This is a genomic window from Azonexus sp. GW821-FHT04F04, from assembly GCF_059420025.1.
In genome coordinates this window covers 2,501-5,331 of sequence record NZ_JBWKSX010000023.1, presented here as the reverse complement: position 1 = coordinate 5,331, position 2,831 = coordinate 2,501, and the positions used below count along the sequence as shown (strand labels likewise).

Annotated in this window: 2 tRNA genes and 2 rRNA genes (1 of these 4 cut by a window edge); all 4 read left to right on the top strand. The window is 52.3% G+C overall.

The annotated features are described in order from the left end of the window. Positions 1–247 precede the first annotated feature (247 nt). Positions 248–1,785, top strand: a 16S ribosomal RNA gene (locus AC07TV_RS22650). A gap of 60 nt (positions 1,786–1,845) precedes the next feature. Next, a tRNA-Ile gene (locus tag AC07TV_RS22645) sits at positions 1,846–1,922 on the top strand. Between the two features lie 13 nt (positions 1,923–1,935). Continuing rightward, positions 1,936–2,011, top strand: a tRNA-Ala gene (locus AC07TV_RS22640). A 210-nt stretch (positions 2,012–2,221) separates the two neighbouring features. Next, positions 2,222–2,831, top strand: a 23S ribosomal RNA gene (locus AC07TV_RS22635) (it continues 2,272 nt past the right edge of the window). Together the 16S and 23S rRNA genes with 2 tRNA genes alongside form the textbook arrangement of a ribosomal RNA operon.

Genomic DNA, 2,831 nt, shown 5'->3' with positions numbered 1-2,831 from the left:
AAAAGCTTGACGGGAGGTGAGAAGTTCTTCATAATCTTGCCTCTCTGCTGCAGACGAAGCGAAAGCGACGGCGCGGTGAAGTTTGAAGCTCTTTAAAAATTTGGACAACCGATAGGTGTGGGTGCCTTGATGCGAAGCGACGCAAGTCGCAAAAAGTATTAAAGGCAATCACACGGATGGAGAGATCCATCGAGGTAGAAGTAAAATTCTACCGTCAGTGAATTGTGAGTTGTTTTTTTGTTGGATTGAACTGAAGAGTTTGATCCTGGCTCAGATTGAACGCTGGCGGCATGCCTTACACATGCAAGTCGAACGGCAGCACGGGAGCAATCCTGGTGGCGAGTGGCGAACGGGTGAGTAACGTATCGGAACGTACCTTTCAGTGGGGGATAACGTAGCGAAAGTTACGCTAATACCGCATATTCTGTGAGCAGGAAAGCAGGGGATCGCAAGACCTTGCGCTGATTGAGCGGCCGATATCAGATTAGCTAGTTGGTGAGGTAAAGGCTCACCAAGGCGACGATCTGTAGCGGGTCTGAGAGGATGATCCGCCACACTGGAACTGAGACACGGTCCAGACTCCTACGGGAGGCAGCAGTGGGGAATTTTGGACAATGGGGGCAACCCTGATCCAGCCATGCCGCGTGAGTGAAGAAGGCCTTCGGGTTGTAAAGCTCTTTCAGCCGGGAAGAAATCACATGGGTTAATACCCTGTGTGGATGACGGTACCGGAATAAGAAGCACCGGCTAACTACGTGCCAGCAGCCGCGGTAATACGTAGGGTGCGAGCGTTAATCGGAATTACTGGGCGTAAAGCGTGCGCAGGCGGTTTGTTAAGATAGGCGTGAAATCCCCGGGCTCAACCTGGGAACTGCGTTTATGACTGGCAGGCTAGAGTATGGCAGAGGGGGGTGGAATTCCACGTGTAGCAGTGAAATGCGTAGAGATGTGGAGGAACACCGATGGCGAAGGCAGCCCCCTGGGCCAATACTGACGCTCATGCACGAAAGCGTGGGTAGCAAACAGGATTAGATACCCTGGTAGTCCACGCCCTAAACGATGTCAACTAGGTGTTGGGTGGGTAAAACCATTTAGTACCGGAGCTAACGCGTGAAGTTGACCGCCTGGGGAGTACGGCCGCAAGGTTAAAACTCAAAGGAATTGACGGGGACCCGCACAAGCGGTGGATGATGTGGATTAATTCGATGCAACGCGAAAAACCTTACCTACCCTTGACATGTCCAGAAGCTCTTAGAGATTTGAGTGTGCCCGAAAGGGAGCTGGAACACAGGTGCTGCATGGCTGTCGTCAGCTCGTGTCGTGAGATGTTGGGTTAAGTCCCGCAACGAGCGCAACCCTTGTCGTTAATTGCCATCATTCAGTTGGGCACTTTAACGAGACTGCCGGTGACAAACCGGAGGAAGGTGGGGATGACGTCAAGTCCTCATGGCCCTTATGGGTAGGGCTTCACACGTCATACAATGGTCGGTACAAAGGGTTGCCAACCCGCGAGGGGGAGCTAATCCCAGAAAGCCGATCGTAGTCCGGATCGTAGGCTGCAACTCGCCTGCGTGAAGTCGGAATCGCTAGTAATCGTGGATCAGCATGTCACGGTGAATACGTTCCCGGGTCTTGTACACACCGCCCGTCACACCATGGGAGCGGGTTCCGCCAGAAGTAGGTAGCCTAACCGCAAGGAGGGCGCTTACCACGGCGGGGTTCGTGACTGGGGTGAAGTCGTAACAAGGTAGCCGTAGGGGAACCTGCGGCTGGATCACCTCCTTTCTAGAGAAGCATCTCTGGCACCCACAACCTATCGGTTGTTCATGAGTAGCAAACAGACGAGGGTCTGTAGCTCAGTCGGTTAGAGCACCGTCTTGATAAGGCGGGGGTCGTTGGTTCGATTCCAACCAGACCCACCAACGTCAAAATCAAGGGGGATTAGCTCAGCTGGGAGAGCACCTGCTTTGCAAGCAGGGGGTCAACGGTTCGATCCCGTTATCCTCCACCAAAACCCAAAGATAAGCAGTGGTGTTTATCTTTGGCTTTTGAGCAATCAATTGCTACGTTCTTTAACAAAATGGAAGAAGGTTGTGTTGCAGCGCTGATGAGGCGTTGGCAACACGTTGTGATTGCATCTGTTCTTGTCCTTTAGCCAGGACGAGACAGCACAAATATGAGTTGCCTGTAGCCACTCTCGAAAGAGAGTACAAGGTTATAGGATCAAGCGAATAAGTGCATGTGGTGGATGCCTTGGCGATCACAGGCGATGAAGGACGTGCAAGCCTGCGAAAAGCGGGGGGGAGCTGGCAATGAAGCTTTGATCCCCCGATATCCGAATGGGGAAACCCACTCAGCAATGAGTATCCCTTACTGAATACATAGGTAAGGGAGGCGAACCCGGTGAACTGAAACATCTAAGTAGCCGGAGGAAAATAAATCAACCGAGATTCCCCAAGTAGTGGCGAGCGAACGGGGAGCAGCCTGCTAGTGATAGCGGAATCGTTAATGGAACGGAATGGAAAGTCCGGCCGTAGTGGGTGATAGCCCCGTACATGAAAACGAATCCGTGGTACTAAGTTAGCGAAAAGTAGGGCGGGGCACGTGAAACCTTGTCTGAACATGGGGGGACCATCCTCCAAGGCTAAATACTCGTGATCGACCGATAGTGAACCAGTACCGTGAGGGAAAGGCGAAAAGAACCCCGGGAGGGGAGTGAAATAGAACCTGAAACCGCATGCATACAAACAGTGGGAGCCGACTTGTTCGGTGACTGCGTACCTTTTGTATAATGGGTCAGCGACTTACGTTTAGTAGCAAGCTTAACCGAA